General features: G+C 60.0%; 16 protein-coding genes and 1 pseudogene. 9 read left to right on the forward strand and 8 right to left on the reverse strand.

Going from position 1 to position 17,436, the window contains the following annotated elements; translation table 11 throughout:
* Nucleotides 1-14 precede the first annotated feature (14 nt).
* The 3 genes from ACM6IO_RS04070 to ACM6IO_RS04080 all read left to right on the forward strand — a co-directional run bounded on the left by ACM6IO_RS04070 (nt 15) and on the right by ACM6IO_RS04080 (nt 4,366).
* Complete coding sequence (locus ACM6IO_RS04070) at nt 15-1,031, forward strand: class I SAM-dependent rRNA methyltransferase (RefSeq protein WP_008033195.1); 1,017 nt, start codon at nt 15-17, stop codon at nt 1,029-1,031.
* Between the two features lie 105 nt (nt 1,032-1,136).
* Nucleotides 1,137-4,070, forward strand: coding sequence for a DUF748 domain-containing protein (locus tag ACM6IO_RS04075; protein ID WP_414910998.1), 2,934 nt, complete (start codon nt 1,137-1,139; stop codon nt 4,068-4,070).
* Nucleotides 4,070-4,366 carry a DUF2845 domain-containing protein gene (locus ACM6IO_RS04080; protein ID WP_192419982.1) on the forward strand — a complete coding sequence of 99 codons (297 nt, stop codon included), beginning with the start codon at nt 4,070-4,072 and terminating at the stop codon, nt 4,364-4,366. Before ACM6IO_RS04075 ends, ACM6IO_RS04080 begins: the two co-directional genes overlap by 1 nt.
* A 295-nt stretch (nt 4,367-4,661) precedes the next feature.
* Here the strand turns inward: ACM6IO_RS04080 and ACM6IO_RS04085 are convergent, their stop codons facing one another.
* Both ACM6IO_RS04085 and ACM6IO_RS04090 read right to left on the reverse strand, forming a co-directional pair.
* Entirely contained in the window at nt 4,662-5,015 is a 354-nt protein-coding gene (locus tag ACM6IO_RS04085; RefSeq protein ID WP_223481778.1) for a BON domain-containing protein, read from the reverse strand.
* Between the two features lie 328 nt (nt 5,016-5,343).
* Complete coding sequence (locus tag ACM6IO_RS04090) at nt 5,344-5,760, reverse strand: pilin (RefSeq protein ID WP_008033203.1); 417 nt, start codon at nt 5,758-5,760, stop codon at nt 5,344-5,346.
* Nucleotides 5,761-5,985: 225 nt separating this feature from the next.
* Between ACM6IO_RS04090 and pilB the strand changes: the two genes are divergently transcribed.
* From pilB to yacG, 5 genes are read left to right on the forward strand one after another with little or no spacing between them, the layout of a single operon-like run.
* Nucleotides 5,986-7,686 (forward strand): type IV-A pilus assembly ATPase PilB, encoded by a 1,701-nt coding sequence (pilB, locus tag ACM6IO_RS04095; RefSeq protein ID WP_414910999.1) that lies wholly within the window; start codon nt 5,986-5,988, stop codon nt 7,684-7,686.
* Nucleotides 7,687-7,688: 2 nt separating this feature from the next.
* A complete protein-coding gene (locus ACM6IO_RS04100) occupies nt 7,689-8,906 on the forward strand; it encodes a type II secretion system F family protein (RefSeq protein ID WP_008033207.1) in 1,218 nt (405 codons plus the stop codon).
* A gap of 1 nt (nt 8,907) precedes the next feature.
* Nucleotides 8,908-9,780 (forward strand): prepilin peptidase, encoded by an 873-nt coding sequence (locus ACM6IO_RS04105; RefSeq protein ID WP_207286522.1) that lies wholly within the window; start codon nt 8,908-8,910, stop codon nt 9,778-9,780.
* Nucleotides 9,777-10,400 (forward strand): dephospho-CoA kinase, encoded by a 624-nt coding sequence (coaE, locus tag ACM6IO_RS04110; RefSeq protein WP_414911000.1) that lies wholly within the window; start codon nt 9,777-9,779, stop codon nt 10,398-10,400. The genes ACM6IO_RS04105 and coaE overlap by 4 nt, the downstream gene beginning before the upstream one ends.
* The gene (gene yacG / locus ACM6IO_RS04115; protein WP_008033210.1) at nt 10,397-10,597 is read left to right on the forward strand and encodes a DNA gyrase inhibitor YacG; all 201 of its coding nucleotides are present in this window, start codon (nt 10,397-10,399) and stop codon (nt 10,595-10,597) included. Before coaE ends, yacG begins: the two co-directional genes overlap by 4 nt.
* Before the next feature lie 8 nt (nt 10,598-10,605).
* Here the strand turns inward: yacG and ACM6IO_RS04120 are convergent, their stop codons facing one another.
* Together ACM6IO_RS04120 and ACM6IO_RS04125 are read right to left on the reverse strand one after the other, a co-directional pair.
* Nucleotides 10,606-10,821: a hypothetical protein gene (locus tag ACM6IO_RS04120; protein WP_008033212.1), complete on the reverse strand. Its 216-nt coding sequence runs from the start codon at nt 10,819-10,821 to the stop codon at nt 10,606-10,608.
* Between the two features lie 64 nt (nt 10,822-10,885).
* Nucleotides 10,886-11,575, reverse strand: coding sequence for an energy-coupling factor ABC transporter permease (locus ACM6IO_RS04125; RefSeq protein ID WP_192227990.1), 690 nt, complete (start codon nt 11,573-11,575; stop codon nt 10,886-10,888).
* 975 nt (nt 11,576-12,550) lie between these two features.
* On the opposite strand from ACM6IO_RS04125, the gene ACM6IO_RS04130 reads away from it, so the two are divergent.
* The gene (locus ACM6IO_RS04130; RefSeq protein WP_008028718.1) at nt 12,551-12,790 is read left to right on the forward strand and encodes a DUF2790 domain-containing protein; all 240 of its coding nucleotides are present in this window, start codon (nt 12,551-12,553) and stop codon (nt 12,788-12,790) included.
* A gap of 9 nt (nt 12,791-12,799) precedes the next feature.
* On the opposite strand, the pseudogene ACM6IO_RS04135 reads toward ACM6IO_RS04130, so the two are convergent.
* The 4 genes and pseudogenes from ACM6IO_RS04135 to ACM6IO_RS04150 all read right to left on the reverse strand — a co-directional run.
* Nucleotides 12,800-13,201 (reverse strand): annotated as a pseudogene (locus ACM6IO_RS04135) (methyl-accepting chemotaxis protein); the annotation flags it as partial.
* Nucleotides 13,202-13,443: 242 nt separating this feature from the next.
* Nucleotides 13,444-14,712 carry an OprD family porin gene (locus ACM6IO_RS04140; protein WP_414911001.1) on the reverse strand — a complete coding sequence of 423 codons (1,269 nt, stop codon included), beginning with the start codon at nt 14,710-14,712 and terminating at the stop codon, nt 13,444-13,446.
* A gap of 17 nt (nt 14,713-14,729) precedes the next feature.
* Nucleotides 14,730-15,935, reverse strand: a complete 1,206-nt coding sequence (locus tag ACM6IO_RS04145; RefSeq protein WP_414911002.1) for a benzoate/H(+) symporter BenE family transporter — start codon at nt 15,933-15,935, stop codon at nt 14,730-14,732.
* Entirely contained in the window at nt 15,932-17,299 is a 1,368-nt protein-coding gene (locus ACM6IO_RS04150) for an aromatic acid/H+ symport family MFS transporter (protein WP_414911003.1), read from the reverse strand. Before ACM6IO_RS04150 ends, ACM6IO_RS04145 begins: the two co-directional genes overlap by 4 nt.
* Between the last annotated feature and the right edge of the window lie 137 nt (nt 17,300-17,436).

A 17,436-nucleotide genomic window follows, 5' to 3' on the forward strand; every position in this document is an offset into this window, starting at 1 on the left:
GCAAGGCGCCCAGCATGTCTTCCTTGAATCAGGCGCTGTGCGCCGCCCTCGAACATCGCCAGGACCTGCTTGCCGAACTGCATCAGCAAGGCACCGATTGCTATCGCCTGTTCCACGGCAGCCAGGAAGGCGCCGGCGGCCTGACCATCGACCGCTACGGCCCACAGTTGTTGGTGCAGAGCTTTCATCAGGCGCTGGAGCGCGACGCCCTGCTGCAAGTGCATGAAACGATCAACCAACATCTGGGCCTCGATACCCTGCTGGTCTACAACGACCGCTCCAGGGGCAACTCGCGCATCGACCGTGAAGACACGGTCTACCGCGCCGACGAAGCCGCCCTGCAAGACTTGGTCGGTCACGAATGGGGCCTGAATTACCGGGTTCGCGGCCGCCACGCCGGCCAGGATCCGCTGCTGTTTCTCGACCTGCGCAACACCCGCGGCTGGGTCAAGGATCACAGCAAGAACAAAAGCGTGCTGAACCTGTTTGCCTACACCTGCGGCGTCGGCCTGAGCGCTGCGGCCGGTGGCGCGAGCGAGGTGTGCAACCTGGACTTCGCCGAGGGCAACCTGGCGGTCGGTCGCGAAAACGGTCTGCTCAATCCGCAATTGCCGACCATGCAATTCATCCAGTCCGATTATTTCCCGGCCATTCGCCAACTCGCCGGCCTGCCCATCAGCCAGCGTCGCGGGCAGAAACTGCCGAGCTATCAACGCCTGGAACAACGTCAATACGATCTGGTTTTGCTGGACCCACCGGCCTGGGCCAAGAGCGCTTTCGGCACCGTCGACCTGCTGCGCGACTACCAGAGCCTGCTCAAGCCCGCGCTGCTGACCACCGCCGACAATGGCGTGCTGATCTGCTGCAACAACCTGGCAAAAGTCAGCATGGACGACTGGCGCGAACAGGTTTTGCGCTGCGCCGAGAAGGCCGGCCGCCCGGTGCGCGAATGGACTGTGATGAAACCGGGCGCCGATTTCCCGTCCATGGATCAACAGCCGCCGCTGAAAACACTGATCCTGCAGCTCTGAATCACGTGAGATAAATCTGAAAAATCCTGGGCTGAGCGATTACTTCGGAACCGGATTGGCGTGCCATACTCCAAGGCACTCCGATTCAGACAGATGAAGCCGCACATGCCCAAAGGATTGATCCGCGCTATCGGCGCCTTGTTGACTGCTCTGGCCCTCTACAGCCTGCTGGGGTTTCTGATTTTACCGGGCATCGCATTGCGGGTGGCCAACCAGCAACTGGCCAACTACGCGACGACGCCCGCCACTATTCAGCGAATCGAACTCAACCCGTTCAGCCTGGAAGTCACCCTTTGGGGCCTGATCATCGGCGAACCGGGCAAGGAACAGGTCGGTTTCGAACGGCTTTACGCCAACCTGCAGATCGACAGCCTCTGGACCAAGGCGCTGCACCTGTCCGATATCGAACTGGACAAGCCAAAGACCGAAATCCTTTTCGGCAAGGACGGCAAACTCAACTTGCTTGGTCTGTTCAAACTGCCGGCGAGCGAGCCGACGCCGGCCGACCCGGACGCCAAACCGTTTCCGCTGCGCGTAGAGCGGATCAAACTGGTCGGCGGCGCCCTGCACTTCAAGGATGACCGTCCCAGCGAAGCCATCGAGTTCCTCTACGACAAACTCGATTTCGAGCTGAACAACCTCAGCACTCTGCCCGATGACAATGCCGACATGACCCTTGTGGCCATCGGCCCGAACGGTGGGCAGATCGACTGGACCGGTAACTTCAGCCTCATCCCGATCGCCTCCGAAGGTAAGCTGAAAATCACCGACGGACAGATGAAAACCTTTTGGCCCTATGTGCGTGACGCGTTGCCGCTGGTGCTGGAAAACGGCGTGCTGAACCTGAGCACCGACTACAAACTCAACCTGTCCAAGGAAACCGAGCTGCTGCTGAACAACGTCGCAGTTAGCGTAGCGCCCTTCGCGATCAAGGCTCCGGACGGTCGACCTCTGGCGAAACTCGCGCGACTGGACATCACCGACACCACGGTTGATCTGGCCAAACAACAAGTTGTCGTCGGCAAGATCCGCAGCAACAAACTGGAAACCTGGGCAGCACTGGAAGCCGACGGGCAACTCGACTGGCAGAAGCTGTTCGCCAGCCAACCGTCCAAGGCCGCCGCCAAAGCCAAAGCCGAACCGGCCAGCACGCCAGCGGCCGCCGACTCGCCGGAAACACCCGCCGCGCCAAGCAAACCTTGGCAAGTGCTGTTGAAAGATGTGCAGTTGCGCGATTACCAGGTACACCTGGCTGACCGCAAAACGCAACCCGCCGTGACGCTGGACCTGACCCCGCTGAACCTGGACCTGCAAAATTTCGACAGCCTCAATGGCTCGCCTTTTACCCTCAAGCTCGACACCGGCGTGGGCAAACAAGGCAAGATCACCGCCGAGGGCGAGGTCAATCTCGCTCCCGTCAGCGCCAAATTGAACGTGCAGACCAAGGACATCGACCTGCGGGTCGCCCAGTCCTACATCACCCCGTTCATTCGCCTTGAACTGCGCAGCGGCATGCTCGGCAGCGATCTGGCGGTCAACCTGAAAAGCACCGAGCCGTTGGCGTTCAGCGTCACAGGACGGGCGCAGATCGATCAACTGCACACCCTCGACACCCTGAAAACCCGCGACTTTCTCAAGTGGCAGCAGGTGGTGGTCGAAGGCCTGAATTATCAGCACGGCGACAGCCTGTCCATCGACAAGGTCAACCTGTTCCAGCCCTACGTGCGTTTCATGATCAACGATGACCGCACCACCAACATCGATGACCTGCTGATCCCGCAACCGCCCGATTCCGGCGCAAAAACCGCTGCGGCCAAACCCGTCAGCAAGGACAAACCGCTGGGCATTCACATCGGTGGCATTGCCATCAATGACGGTTCGGCCAACTTCGCCGACTTCAGCCTGACCCCGAACTTCGCCACCGCCGTGCAACAGCTCAACGGCCAGATCGGCACCATCGACAGCCGTCAGGCGAAACCGGCGACCGTCGACATCAAGGGCAAGGTCGATCGCTACGCGCCGGTGACCATCAAAGGTTCGGTCAACCCGTTCGACCCGATGGCCCGCCTCGACATCGCCACCAGTTTCAAACGGGTGGAACTGACCACGCTGACGCCCTACTCCGGCAAGTTCGCCGGCTACCGTATCCGCAAGGGTCGACTCAACCTCGACCTGCATTACCTGATTACCAAAGGCCAGCTCAAGGCTGAAAACAAAGTGGTTGTCGAGCAATTGCAACTGGGTGAAAAGGTCGACAGCCCCGACGCTGTCAGCCTGCCGCTGAAACTGGCGATTGCCCTGCTCAAGGATGTCGACGGCAAGATTTCCATCGAACTGCCGGTGAGCGGCGACCTCAACAATCCGCAGTTCAGCATCATGCCGATTGTCTGGCAGACCCTGCGTAACCTGATCGTCAAAGCTGCTGCCGCACCGTTCAAAATGATTGGCGGGCTGGTCAGTGGTGGTTCGGAAGACTTGGGTACGGTGTCGTTCGCGCCGGGCTCGAGCGATCTGAGCAAGGACGCCGAGGGTTCGCTGGTCAAACTGTCCAATGCACTCAAGGAACGTCCGGCCCTGCGCCTGGAGATCGAAGGCACCGCTGCCGCCAGCAGCGATGGCCCGCTGATCGCCGAGCAACGCCTGGAACGGGAATACCAGTACAACTACTACAAAATGCTCCAGCGTCGCGGCGACAAAGTGCCGGCGCAGGCCTCGTTGCTGCAAGTACCGGACGGCGAGAAAGGTCCGCTGCTGGAAGGCATCTACCGCACCCGCCTGAAAACCCAGCCACCCGCCGAATGGAAGGACCTGGGCAAGGAAGAACGCACCGCAAAAATGCGCGCAGACGTGATCAAGTTCTGGAGCACCAGCGACGTGCTCTTGCGCCAGCTGGGCCAGGATCGCGCCAGCAGCATCAAGGATTATCTGGTCGACAAGGGTCAGTTGGCCGATGACCGCGTGTACTTCATCGATGCCAGCCTCGGCGAAGCAGAAAGTGACGGTCGGGTGGTAACGCCGTTGCACCTGGATGCCGAGTGATGATCAGGCGATTGCTGATCAGCCTGACACTGGCAATGGCGGCCAGTCAGGCCTCGGCCGCCGATACCCTGCGCTGCGGCAGTCAGTTGGTCAGCGTCGGCGACCGGTCCAGCGAAGTCCTGCAGAAGTGTGGAGAGCCGGTCAGTCGAGACCTGTTGGGCTACAAGCGCAGCGCCAACCGCCGGGAAGAATTCCAGGTCGAGGAATGGACCTACGGGCCCAATGGCGGGATGTATCAATACCTGCGGTTTGAAGGCAATCGCTTGAAGCAGATCACCAGCAAGCGCGGAAACTGACACACAGGCCCTCTGTAGGAGCCGGCTTGCTGCGGGCGGCGTTCCGACGATTGCGGTGTGTCAGTCGACGAAACTGTTTACTGACACACCGCAATCGTCGGAACGCAGCCCGCAGCAAGCCGGCTCCTACAGTTTGGTTTTGTGGTGGCCCAGAATAGAACAGGCCCCGGACACGAATGTCAGGGGCCTGTAATGGCCACATCCTTGTAGCCGTCGCATGAACTCTCAAGTGGCGGCAGACGCATGACTCGGCTCGTCTACCGCGCCTTCTCCCGTTCAGGCGAGAAGTCTTGCCTTACTCGGCTTTCAGGCCGTCAGCGGAGACCGCCTGGACGCCTTTGATTTTCTTGGCGATGGCCACGGCGGTGGCTTTCTGAGCGTCAGTCACCGCGACGGTGGACGACAGGGATACAACACCTTTGTTGGTTTCAACCTTGATATCGGTACCAGGGATGCCTTTTTCGGTTACCAGGTCAGCTTTGACTTTGGTGGTGATCCACGTATCGGAAGTGGCTTCTTTAGCCTTGGTCACTTCACCGGCAGCCAGCACCATTGGGGCTTGGGTAGCCTGGGTTTGAGCGAATGCAGCGTTGGCCATGGTCAGGGTCAGCGCGGTAGCAGTAGCGGCAGCGATAGCGAACTTCTTCATACGAGTAACTCCTGTTTTTTCATAAAGTCTGCTGCGTGTCTTGTCAGCAGGGTTACTGGGTATAGTGCGAACGCTGTGCCAACTTTGAAACAGTTACTAACCCCTTACAAATCAACAACTTAAAAAATCGACTGATTTTCGGAATCATGCAAATTGCATGACTTCGCCATTCTCTACATGCAAGTTGCAGGTTTTAACGTGGGCCTAAGGCCATGAATTTGTGAGGTTTTCCAAATCTCACCAAGAAGCGCAGCGAATTGGGAGTTTCCCCCAAAAAAAAATGCCCCATCCGACGACGGGGCATTCTTCTATCTAGCCGTTTTCAGCATTAAGTTGCAGAGGCTGTGCAACCAGGCGGTGCGTAATCGGCTGTCACGCCGGTCGCGCATGACCAGCCTGCAGTGGCGCTGCGAGTCAGCGTGATGGTTTTACCTGCCACAGGGGCCGGTGCTTTCTGCAGGGTGCAGACAATGGTGCCAGCGCCTGAGGCAACCGTGCCGGTGACAGCAATTGCACAGTTCTGCGTCGTCGTGCCGGCGCCCGTCAGTGTGGTGGGTTCTGCCGTGCCGGCATTCATCAGGTCTTCAAACGAAACCTTCAATGCTGAAATCTCCGCCAACCCCGCCGTCACTTTCGCCCGGGCCTGATACTTCGAGTAAGCCGGCAACGCAAACGTCGCCAGAATCCCGATGATCGCCACCACGATCAACAATTCGATAAGCGTAAAACCTTTCTGAGCACTCATAGACAAGCTCCATGCATGAGTCGAAATCTCATGATCTGAACCAGTCTCAGCACAGCCCATGCCAAGCCCGTTACCCCCTGTTAGCGGGGCGCGAGAACGACGCTAGGCCTTGTCCTGCCCTCAGGATCCGCACTATCTGACACTTTTTGTCACCAGAGCAGCGCTGGTTTGGCGTCATCGGTTGACTAGGCTATAAGTCATGAACTGTCTGTGTCCGGTATCCCCATGAATGACATCGCCCTTAGCGGTCTGGCCAAGCAATTGGTGCTTGCCGAGCTGCTCACCGACCAAAGCGCGCAACAGGCGTATCAGCAAGCCCAACGTCATAAAATCTCCCTGGTCAGTTATCTGGTGCAGAACAAACTGGTGAAAAGCCGCCAGGTCGCCGAGATCGCCTCGGAGCATTTCGGCATGGCACTGCTCGACCTCAACTGCCTGGACAAGGAAACCCAACCCAAGGGCCTGGTCAGCGAAAAACTGGTTCGCCAGCACCACGCCCTGCCCCTCTGGCGGCGTGGCAACAAGTTGTTCGTGGGGGTTAGCGACCCGACCAATCACCAGGCCATCAACGACATCCAGTTCAGCACCGGGCTGAACACCGAAGCCATCCTGGTAGAGGACGACAAGCTCAGCGATGCCATCGAGAAGTTCTTCGACAGCCATGCCAGCGGACTGGAAGACATGGCCGACGTCGACCTCGATGGCATGGACATCGAGTCGATCGATGACCACCAACAGGACGCCATCGCCGGACAGGATGCCGACGACGCGCCGGTGGTGCGCTTCGTTCACAAGATGCTGCTGGACGCGATCAGGAGTGGCTCTTCCGACCTGCATTTCGAGCCCTACGAAAAAACCTACCGCGTGCGGATGCGCACCGACGGCATGCTGCGTGAAGTCGCCAAGCCGCCGATTCAACTGGCCAACCGCATCGCCGCCCGCCTGAAAGTCATGGCCAGCCTCGACATCTCCGAGCGGCGCAAACCCCAGGACGGGCGGATCAAGATGCGCCTGTCGAAGAGCAAGTCCATCGACTTCCGGGTCAATACCCTGCCGACCCTGTGGGGCGAGAAAGTGGTGATCCGGATCCTTGATCCATCGAGCGCGCAAATGGGCATCGACGCCCTCGGCTACGAGCCCGACCAGAAAGACCTCTACATGGCCGCGCTGAAGCAGCCGCAGGGGATGATTCTGGTGACCGGCCCCACGGGGTCGGGCAAGACCGTGTCGCTCTACACCGGCCTGAACATTCTCAACACCGTGGACATCAACATCTCCACCGCCGAAGACCCGGTGGAGATCAACATGGAAGGCATCAACCAGGTCAACGTCAACGCCAAGCAGGGTTTGGGGTTTGCCCAGGCGCTGCGCTCCTTCTTGCGACAGGACCCGGACGTGATCATGGTCGGCGAGATCCGCGACCTGGAAACCGCCGAAATTGCCATCAAGGCCGCCCAGACCGGGCACCTGGTGCTGTCGACCCTGCACACCAACAGCGCCGCTGAAACCCTGACCCGCCTGCACAACATGGGCATTCAGGGGTTCAACATCGCGACGTCCGTCAGCCTGATCATCGCCCAGCGCCTGGCGCGTAAACTGTGCAGCCAGTGCAAGAAGCCCATCGATATTCCCCGCGAGGCATTGATCAAGGAAGGCTTCCCAGAGGAACGGATTGGCACATTCACGATCTATGAGCCGGTCGGTTGCGATCAGTGCAACGGCGGCTACAAGGGGCGCGTGGGGATTTATGAAGTGGTGAAGAACTCAGCAGGCCTGCAACGGCTGATCATGGCCGAAGGCAATTCGCTGGAAATCGATATCCAGATGCGCAAGGACGGCTTCAACGACCTGCGTACTTCCGGGCTGATCAAGGCCATGCAAGGCATCACCAGCCTTGAAGAAATCAACCGGGTCACCAAGGACTGAACATGGCGGTCAAAGCAGCGAAAATCAGTGTGTACGCCTGGGAAGGCACCGACAAAAAAGGTACGAAAATAACCGGCGAACTCAGCGCTCAGAACCCGGCGCTGATCAAGGCGCAACTGCGCAAGCAAGGCATCAACCCCGGCAAGGTGCGCAAGAAATCCGCCTCGTTTTTCAGCCTCGGCCAACGCATCAAGGCGAATGACATTGCCCTGTTCACCCGGCAGATGGCGACCATGATGAAAGCCGGCGTACCGCTGTTGCAGTCGTTCGACATCATCGGCGAAGGCTTCGAAAACCCGGCCATGCGCAAACTGGTGGACGAGGTGAAACAGGAAGTCGCGGCGGGTAACAGCTTCGCGGCAGCCCTGCGCAAAAAGCCGCAGTATTTTGATGAGCTCTACTGCAATTTGGTGGATGCCGGCGAACAGGCCGGCGCGCTGGACACCCTGTTGGAGCGGGTCGCGACCTACAAGGAAAAGAGCGAAAGCCTCAAGGCCAAGATCAAGAAAGCCATGACTTATCCGCTGGCGGTGGTGGTCGTCGCGATCATCGTCACCGGGATTCTGCTGGTCAAGGTGGTGCCGCAGTTCGAGTCGGTGTTCAAAGGTTTTGGTGCGCAACTGCCGGCGTTCACGGTGATGGTCATCGGCCTGTCGCAGTTCATGCAGGATTGGTGGTGGCTGATGCTTGGCGTGCTGCTTGCGGCGATATTCGGTGTGCGCCACGCCTTCAAGACATCGCAAGGCTTTCGGGACCGGACAGACACCTGGCTGCTGAAACTGCCGTTGATTGGCGCATTGATGTACAAGTCCGCCGTGGCCCGTTACGCCCGTACGCTGTCGACCACTTTCGCCGCGGGTGTGCCGCTGGTCGAGGCGCTGGAATCAGTGGCGGGCGCGACCGGCAACATCGTGTTCAAGCGGGCGGTGCTGCGTATCAAGCAGGACGTTTCGACGGGTATGCAGCTGAATTTCTCCATGCGCACCGCCGGCGTCTTTCCGAACATGGCGATCCAGATGACGGCCATTGGCGAAGAGTCGGGCGCACTGGACGACATGCTCGACAAGGTCGCCAGTTTCTATGAGGCGGAAGTCGACAATATGGTCGACAATCTCACCAGCCTGATGGAGCCATTCATCATGGTGGTGCTGGGTGTTATCGTCGGCGGCCTGGTGGTTGCGATGTACCTGCCCATTTTCCAACTCGGCAATGCGATCTGACATGCCCTTGAACGAAATCCTGACCGTGTACCCGTTGGCGTTTGTCGTCATTGCACTGCTGGTCGGCTTGCTGGTCGGCAGCTTCCTCAATGTGGTGATCTGGCGCCTGCCGAAAATGCTCGAGCGTGAGTGGCAATTGCAGGCCCGGGACATTCTCGGTCTGCCTGGCGAAACACCGCCGGCGACCTACAACCTGATGCTGCCCCACTCCGAGTGCCCGCATTGTGGGCACCGAATTCGCGCCTGGGAAAACATCCCGCTGCTCAGTTACGTGTTTTTACGTGGACGATGCTCAAGCTGCGCAACGCCCATCAGTAAACGCTACCCGTTGACCGAACTGGCCTGCGGCCTGCTGTCGGCGTTCATTGCCTGGCACTTCGGTTTCGGCTGGCAAGCCGGGATGGTGCTGGTCCTGAGCTGGGGCCTGTTGGCCATGAGCCTGATCGACGCCGAGCATCAACTGTTGCCGGATGTGCTGGTGCTACCGCTGATGTGGCTGGGACTGGTCGTCAACAGCTTCGGATTGTTCGTGCCGTTGCACGAGGCGCTGTGGGGCGCAATTGCGGGCTACATGGCGCTGTGGTCGGTGTTCTGGCTGTTCAAGCTGATCACCGGCAAGGAAGGCATTGGCCACGGTGATTTCAAGCTGTTGGCCATGCTGGGCGCCTGGGGCGGCTGGCAGATTTTGCCGCTGACCATTCTGTTGTCGTCCCTGGTGGGTGCGATTATCGGCATGATTTTGCTGAGCCTGCGCAATGCGAAAACCTCGACCCCGATCCCCTTCGGTCCCTATCTGGCGATTGCCGGCTGGATTGCATTGCTCTGGGGTGGTCAAATAACCGGCTTCTATTGGCAGTTTGTCGGTTTGAAATGAATACCCCTGTGGATAAACCCTGGATTCTCGGCCTGACCGGCGGCATCGGCAGCGGCAAAAGCGCGGCCGCCCAGCACTTCATCGACCTGGGCGTGCACGTGGTCGATGCCGATCATGCGGCGCGCTGGGTGGTGGAGCCGGGCCGCCCGGCGCTGGCACAGATCGCCGAACATTTTGGCCCCGGCGTGTTGCAAGCCGACGGGCAACTGGATCGCGCAGCGTTGCGCAAACTGATCTTCGAAGTGCCTGAGCAACGCCTCTGGCTCGAGGCGCTTTTGCATCCGCTGATCGCCAGGGAAATCGCCGATCACCTGGGCAAGGCACAATCGCCTTACGCGATTCTGGTTTCGCCGTTGCTGATCGAGTCCGGGCAGTACGCCATGACCCAGCGAGTGCTGGTGATCGATGCGCCCGAACAACTACAGATCGAACGCACCCTGCAGCGTGACCAGACCAGCGAACAACAGGTTCAGGCGATCCTCAAGGCGCAATCCAGTCGCCAGGATCGCGTGAGCCATGCCGACGATGTGGTGGTCAACGACCGCGACCTCGCCTGGCTGCACAGCGAGGTCGATCGCCTGCATCACTTTTACCTTACATTGCGTGGAGGCCAGTCATGAGCCAGATCCCAACCGTCGAATGCCCAACCTGCGGCGCCCCTGTGGAATGGACCCCGGAAAGCACATTCCGGCCGTTCTGTTCGGACCGCTGCAAACTGATCGACCTGGGGGCGTGGGCATCGGAAGAGCACAAGATTCCAGTGGCACCCGATGCCGAGGACGAGTTGTTCAGTGGTGATTTCGACCCACGTCACTAAGTGACGGTTCAGGGCCGCATGAAGCCGTAGTCCTGACCGTCATCGAGGTTCTCGGCGAGAAACTGCAACTCATCGGCCAGATCCTCGACACTGCGCACGGCCTTGCTCTGCTGCACCACCGCGCTGAGCAGGGCGCGCAGGCTCAACCCCGGATCAAACCCGACTTCCTGCGCTGCATCCAGACTGTGGCGCAACTCCTGCCTTGCCCATTCGTAGACACTCATTTTCGATGCTCCTGAAGGTTTTTCGGAGCATGGATTCGTCGACGTTTTTTGGATTTGATGTGGATCAAGATTTCGGATCGTCGTCCTTCCAGGGTGCCGAAAGATAGCGTGTGCGGTTGAAGGTCTCCAGCCATTCGGGGCTGAACACCACCAGCGCGCTGACGACCATGCCGTTGATGAAGGCTTCGGGAAAGATGATCAGCCACAGGTAACCGACAAAATCTTCCAGCCAGTAAGGCATGACGAAAAGCTCGTTGAACCACAGCAGCCACAGGGCCAGCAGCAGGCACAGCAGGGCCGACAGCGCCGCGGCGAAGAAACCGGAAACGAAGATGTACACGAAGGGATTACGCGGCTGCGCGCGCTCGACCAGGATTGCGCAGCACTCGGTGACCAGCACGGGCAGCAGAATCAACAAGGCGCCGTTCACGCCGACGGCGGCGAGGTCCTGGCGTCCGAGCATGACCAGGCCTGCTTGTGCGACCAGTCCTCCGACGATCGCCAGGGGCCAGTCCAGGAGCAGGGTTACGGCGGTCATGCCGATGAAGTGATAGGACACGCCGGTGTCGAAATCCCGGCGTACCAGCCACAGCATGAACAGCGCGAACACGGTGCCGAACAACAAATGCTGGCGGCGGCTGTCGCTGAAGAGCTCGACCCACGGGGCACGTGCGATGGCCCAGATCAGGGCTGGAATGTAGATCAGCCAGCCAACGGTGAGGGTTTCGGGGGACAGTAGCTCGGCGCCGATCATGGCTGGGTGGGCTCCCTTGTCTTTGCCGGAATAGGGTGGGGTATCAGTTTACACCGGTGTTTGGTTGGTCTTTGGTTGGGGGGCATATCCGTTTTTTCGGTGATGGCGGCTATTGGTTTCGCCCTTACGGCGAGTCACTTGGAAGAGCCCCAAGTAACCAAGGGCTCTTGCCCCTTTCGTTCGGTGCCTCGCCTAGGCTCGGCATGCCCTCGCTCCGGTCCTGCTCCGTGGGCCCGCCGCCATCGGCCATCCATGGCCGGGGGCGGCTAACCCGGCATCCATGCCGGGTTGCCCACTGCGCAGAACCTGCGCTCGGCCTCTCGAGGGGGCGCTCAGATCAAAAGCCGAAGGCGAGCTAACGCTCGGCCTGATGAGTGGTGGAAATCAAAAGCGTATGGGATTCCCTGTAGGAGCCGGCTTGCCGGCGAAAAGCGTCTGGACGACGCGTTCATTCAGACAGCCCGCGTTATCGTTGACGTCCATCGCCAGCAAGCCGGCTCCTACAGGGGGGCGGTGTACAGATTCGGAATGGGTGAGCGCAGCCGAGAAGAACAACGCGTTCGAACAGAGAGCCAGGTCGGCTTTCAGGCCGCCTCGGCGGCTGTGGCGGTAGTCGCCCCCTCGAGAGGCCGAGCGCAGGTTCTGCGCAGTGGGCAACCCGGCATGGATGCCGGGTTAGCCGCGCACGGCCAGGGATGGCCGATCGCGGCGGGCCCACGGAGCAGGACCGGAGCGAGGGCATGGCGAGCATTAGCGAGGCACCGAACGAAAGGGGCAAGAGCGCTTTGGTTACTTTCGCGCTTTTCGAAAGTGACTCGCCGTAAGGGCGAAACCAATAGCCGCCATAACCACAGAAACGGATATGCCCCCCCCATTGTTACGTTTCCTGCAAAGCTGAATCAGCCCCAGCCCCCTTTATCCATCACCACCAAGGACTAAACTTCAAGCATCAAAACCAACACCGAGCGCACAAAAATGAAAACCCTGAGCACCCTGTTTCTGACCCTGATCGCCACCTCAGCCATGGCCGCCAGCGAGCCCGCCGCCACCCCGTACGACCCGGCGCAGCCGCTGGACATCGCCAAGGTGGTTTCCGTCACCGACACCGCAACCGCGTGCGACGTCGTGCCCGCAACCATGGTCTACATCGACCATCAGGGCCAGACCCATCGCGTGACCTACCAAGTCATGGGCAACTGCACAAGCAACCTGTAAAACCAGGCATCACACGATCAGCCGTTTCGCCTGCAACGCCAAATCATGCAGGCCGGCCAAACGCGCCATGATCCGTTCGACCACCTCGACCCTGGCCACCGCACCGCTTTGCAATTCCCCCATCGAATGCAAAGCCACTCCAGCCTTTTCCAGCCCCAGACGGGAGGAGCCGGATAACTGCTGAATCCCCTGGCGAGCATGCTCCGCCGACTGCTCCAGCCCCGTGGCGATTTGCCGGATCTGCGCACTGGAGTCCGCAGCCTGACGCGAGAGATTGCGCACCTCATCGGCGACCACCGCAAACCCTCGGCCATGACTGCCCGCCCTCGCCGCCTCGATTGCCGCGTTGAGCGCCAGCAGATTGGTCTGACGGGCGATGTCCTGGATGCTGCCGACAATCGCACCGATGCGCATCGACTGACTGCCGAGTTCATCGAACACCTGATCCAGACGCTGCATGTAGAGGTTCAGGTCCTCCAACACACTGGCCGAAGATTGCATGCTCTGCGCACTCGCCTTGACCCGATCGCCGGCCGTGCGCGCCAGTTGATTGGCAAAGCGCATGTCTTCCTCGGTTTGCAGCACCGACTCGGTCAATTGCTCCAGCTTGACCTGCAAGCCGATGTTGTAAGGCGGTTGTTCTTTTTCAATGGTCATAGCAGCGTCCAGGTGTAACTGAGGATCAGGCGGTTTTCGTCGATATCACTGCGGTAGTTGGAACGGGCCATCACGTTGCGCACGCGAATCCCGAGTCCTTTGAGGCTGCCGTTTTGCAGCACGTAGCCGAGGTCGAGATCACGCTCGCGATCCTTGCCCTCGAACCCTTGCCCTGTGTCGACGTTATTACCGGAAATGTAACGCACGGTGCTGGTCAGCCCCGGCACACCGAGGGCGGCGAAGTCGTAGTCGTAACGCGCCTGCCAGGAGCGTTCGTCGGTAAAGGCAAACTCGTAGGTCGGCACCTCGTTGCCCAGCGGCGAGATGTTGGCGAAGACACGCGGGAATGCGCTGTCACCGAACATCCCCTGATAACCGACATAAAACGTGTGACCACCGCGCTTGGCCGACAACAGCGAGAAAAACGCCTGGTTATCAATGTTGCCCAGCAGTTTCTTGCCGTCTTCGCGCGAATCGTAATAACCAAGGTTGGCGCCCAGGGTCCAGTCGCCCATCGGCTGGCTGTGCTTGAGACCGAGAAAGCGCTGGCTGTAGATATCTTCCAGTTGCCCGAACCAGGCGCTGACTGAGCTGCGTTTATCGTTGAAGGCGTAATCGGCGCCGGCAAAGTTGAAGCCATCACTGCTGACCTGGCGCTGCGGCACGTGGCCGAGCATGGCCTGCATCTTTTCGTCGCCCGCCTCGTTGCGCAGGCTGGTCGTGTTCAAGTGACCGCCTTGCAAAGTCAGGCCATTGATCTCACTGGAGCTGATGCTTGCACCTTGATAGCTGGGCGGCAGCAGGCGGATATCGCTGAACGCCAGCACCGGCAGGTTGGGTTGCAACTCCCCGACCTTCAGCTCGGTTTTGGAGTAACGCACCTTCAGCGCCGCTTCAAGACGGCTGTAATCATCTGCCGCGCGCCCGTCATCCTTGACCGGCAGCAAACCGGTATTGACCCGATCCGGGCTGCTGTCGAGTTTGAGGCCGAGCAGGCCGATCACATCCACACCAAATCCGACAGGCCCTTGGGTGTAGCCGGATTTGACGTTAAGGATGAAGCCCTGCGCCCACTCTTCGGCCTTCGATTGTTTGTTCGCCCCGACGATGTCGGAGAAGTCCCGGCTGAAGTAGTAATTGCGTGCCTGCAAGGTGGCCGTGGTGTCTTCGATAAAGCCGCTCTCAGCCGCCATCGCGCCAGTGGAGAAACCCGAGACGAGCGCCATGGACAACACGGAACCGGTTGTTGGAAGAATCTGTTTCATCGTTTTTTCTCTTATTTTTATTGATCGACAGTTGGAAGTGCTTCAGCCGCCGCGCTTTCGCGACGGGCGTTTAACAACACATGGGTGACCATGCCGAAAATCAGTCCCCAAAAAGCCGCGGACAAACCCAACAACGACATGCCCGAAGCGGTGGTGAGAAAGGTCACCAGCGCGGCTTCGCGATCACTTGGCTCCGCCATTGCGCCGGCCAGTGCCCCGGCAATCGCGGCGAACAGCGCCAGCCCGGCCAGCGCCGCGATCAGCTCTTTGGGGAATGCCGAAAACAGCGAAACCAGGGTGGCACCGAAGATGCCCAGCAGCAGGTAACACAGCCCGCCGACCACCCCGGCCACGTAGCGCTTGCCGGGGCTTTCATGGGCCTCGCGACCGGTACAAATGGCCGCAGTGATCGCCGCCAGATTCAGCCCGTGGCAACCGAACGGTGCCAACAGCGCCGTGCCCAACGCGCTGCTGGCGATGATCGGGCCGGACGGCGTCGCGTAACCGCTGGCCCGCAGCACCGCCATGCCGGGCACGAACTGGCCGGTCAGCGCCACCATCACCAGCGGCAAGGCAATGTTCAGCGTCGCGCTCAGGCTGAACACGGGCGTGATCCACACCGGCGTGGCCAACCCGATCACCAGCGCTTCGCTGTGCAAATCACCGCCGAGAAACGCCATCGAGCAGCCCACCAGCAGCACCATCACCACCGCATAACGCGGCATCAGCCGTTTGCAGATCAGGTACGTGGCAAACATCGCCAGCACCAGCAACGGTTTGCCCTGCAACGAGACAAACAACCCGGTGCCGAAACTGAACAGAATCCCCGCCAGCATCGCCGCAGCAACAGCCGCCGGCAGTTTGCCGATGATCCGGTCAAACGCCCCCGACACCCCGACCAGGAAAATGATCAGACTGCTGACCAGGTACGCGCCCACCGCCTCCGGCATCGAGATCCCCGGCAACAGCGCCACCAGCAACGCCGAGCCCGGCGCCGACCACGCGATGATCACCGGCACGCGGTAACGCAGGCTCAAACCGATGCCGAGCACCGCGCTGCCGATGGAAATCGCCCAGACCCACGACGACAACACTTCCCGCGACAGGTGTGCGGTCTCGGCCGCCTGGAAAATAATCACCAACGGGCCGGCATAGGAAATCACCGTGGCGATAAATCCGGCGACGGCCGCCGACAGGGAAAAATCCCGGACAAACGTTTTCATGAAGCTTCGCCGACAGACCCGTCTGGCGAACCGTTGCGCAGGCCCGGCAGCGCTTGCCTGTGACTGCGCTGACTGCTGATCGCAAACACGGTCATGGCTATCGCGGCCACCGCGCCGGGCAAGGCAAACGCCATGAAGTTGAGTTGCAGCGGCAGGCTGATCCCGAGCAAGGCACCACCCAGCAGCGGCCCGACAATCGCACCGTTACGTCCGATGCCCGAGGCCCAGCCCAGACCGGTCGAGCGAATGGTCATGGAGTAGAACTGCGCGGCGCAGGCGTACAACAGAATCTGCGAGCCGATGGTGGTGGCGCCGGCGATGGCGATCAGCAGGTACAGCAGCGGCATCGGGCTGTTGAAACCGAGCAAGGTGATCGACACGGCGGCCACGGCGAAGAACACCGCCAACACCCGCGGCAGATTCAGTTTGTCACCCAGCACGCCGCCACCGACCGCGCCGAAAATGGCGCCGAAGTTGAGCACCAGCAGGAACGACAGGCTCGAACCCAGGCTGTAACCGGCGTTGGCCATCAGTTTCGGCAGCCAGGAACTCAAGGCGTAAACCATCAGCAAGCAGCAGAAAAACGCCAGCCACAACATCAGCGTGCGCAGTGCGCGCCCTTCGCGAAACAGTTGCAGCACGGGGGTGCCGGTGCCCTTCACTTCGCTCATGTGCAGTTGATCGCCGGACTGTGCGACGTACGCCGGATCGACCCGTTGAAGAATGGCGCGCGCCTCTTCGTTGCGTCCCTGACGCAGCATGAAACCCACCGACTCGGGCAGGAAGTACATGATCAGCGGCAACAACACCAACGGCAGCACCGCGACGTAAAACACCGACTGCCAGCCGAAGCTCGGGATCAGCACGATGCCCAGTCCCGCCGAGAGCATGCCGCCCACGGAGTAGCCGCTGAACATGATCGCCACCAGCGTGCTGCGGATTTTCTTCGGCGCGTACTCGTTCATCAGCGCCACGACGTTGGGCATCACCCCGCCAATGCCCAGGCCGGCGATGAACCGGCACAGGCCGAACTCGGTGGGGTTGCGGGCAAAACCGTTGAGCACGGTAAAACCGCTGAAGAGCATCACACAGATGGTGATGGCTTTCTTGCGGCCGATCTTGTCCGAGAGCGGGCCGAAAAACAGCGCGCCGAACATCATTCCAAACAATGCGTAACTTCCCAGCGCGCCGGCCTGCAAGGGACTGAGCCCCCACTCCTTCATCAGCATCGGCAACACCACGCCGTAAATCACCAGATCGTAACCGTCGAAAATGATGATCAGGGCACACCAGAACAGCACCATCCAGTGGAAGCGGTTGAATCGAGCGTTGTCGATAACCTCATGTACGTCGATCTTGCGCATGGCATTCATCTCTTGTTGTTGTTTTATTCAGAACGTCGGTAAAGCGGCTAACGTCCCGTAAAGCCGAGGGTAAAGCTGCCAGGCGCGGGGCAATATCCGCTTTGCGCAGATCGCTATCCGTTTTGTGCAGGGCCCTG

The organism is Pseudomonas sp. IT-P44 (genome assembly GCF_949768225.1).
Taxonomy (GTDB): Bacteria; Pseudomonadota; Gammaproteobacteria; order Pseudomonadales; family Pseudomonadaceae; genus Aquipseudomonas; species Aquipseudomonas migulae.